Source organism: Seonamhaeicola marinus (genome assembly GCF_008085455.1).
In genome coordinates this window covers 1-670 of the sequence record NZ_VSDQ01000599.1, presented here as the reverse complement: position 1 = coordinate 670, position 670 = coordinate 1, and the positions used below count along the sequence as shown (strand labels likewise).

Annotated in this window: 2 protein-coding genes; one reads left to right on the top strand and one right to left on the bottom strand. The window is 34.0% G+C overall.

The features are described 5' to 3' along the window. On the top strand, positions 1-159 hold a 159-nt coding region (locus FUA24_RS26125), incomplete at its 5' end, for a CpcT/CpeT family chromophore lyase (protein WP_222861349.1). 34 nt (positions 160-193) lie between these two features. Here FUA24_RS26125 and FUA24_RS10725 read toward each other — a convergent pair. Further along, the coding region (locus FUA24_RS10725; RefSeq protein ID WP_246147018.1) for an arginine deiminase-related protein at positions 194-670 on the bottom strand (477 nt) is incomplete at its 5' end.

The following is a 670-nucleotide window of genomic DNA, read 5'->3' as shown; positions in this document are numbered from 1 at the left end:
AAATCTTGTGAAAGTTCACTTAGAGGTGCCAGTTTTGCTACTAGTAAGGTTGAAATTACTTCAGAACGTGTATTATCTTGGGATCGAGGTTTTGACTCTTTAGGAAATCACGTTTGGGGTGCTACCAAAGGCGCTTATGTTTTTGATAAATTAAAATAACCTTGTGTTGTTAATTGAAATTTACACTTAATTATTAAGCTTTAGGTAAAAACACTTCGGCCATCATACAACGCGCACTACCGCCACCACAAGCTTCAATAGTATCTAACGAACTTGAAATTATAGGGCAATGCTTTTCAATTTGCTTAATTTGATTTGGTGTTAAACTATTATAAGCAGCTTGACTCATAACCAAATAAAGCTGATTGTTTTCTCCTTTTACTTGCAGCATATTACCAGCAAAATTATTTACTTGCGCTTCGGTTATGGCAATAACCTCTTTATTGGTTTGTTGCAAATGCTTCACAATTTGTTTACGCTCTTTTTTATCATCAATAGCATCTAAACAAATAACAGCAAAAGTTTCAGCTAAACACATCATAACATTTGTATGATATATAGCTTTACGTTTTCCGTTTACCGTTTGATTAGCTGTAAATACAACCGGTGTATATTCAAAATCTTCACAAAACTCAATAAACAGACTTTCATCTGCTCGGGCTGATAATGC